This window comes from Pectobacterium jejuense (assembly GCF_026800125.1).
Lineage (GTDB): Bacteria > Pseudomonadota > Gammaproteobacteria > Enterobacterales > Enterobacteriaceae > Pectobacterium > Pectobacterium jejuense.
Genome location: NZ_JAPQKX010000059.1, coordinates 1 through 247, shown reverse-complemented (window position 1 = coordinate 247; position 247 = coordinate 1). Strand labels below are relative to the sequence as shown.

The 247-nt window shown below is 65.6% G+C and carries 1 protein-coding gene; it reads left to right on the top strand.

Translation table 11 applies throughout. From position 1 onward, the window contains the following. Positions 1-247: AMP-binding protein (locus NXT09_RS22450; RefSeq protein WP_268581206.1), on the top strand; the 247-nt coding region annotated here is incomplete at both ends.

The window sequence follows — 247 nt, the reverse complement described above, 5'->3', positions numbered from 1 at the left end:
AGCTCTTTGAAGACCAGGCCGCCCGCTCGCCCGAGGCCATCGCCGTCCTCTTTGAAGACCAGCACCTCTCCTATGAGACGCTCAACCGCCGCGCCAACCAGCTCGCGCACCACCTGCTGTCACTCGGCGTAAAACCCGATGACCGCGTCGCCATCTGCGTCGAGCGCTCTCTCGACATGGTTATCGGCCTCCTCGGCATTCTCAAGGCCGGCGCCGCCTATGTCCCGCTCGACCCCGGCTACCCTGC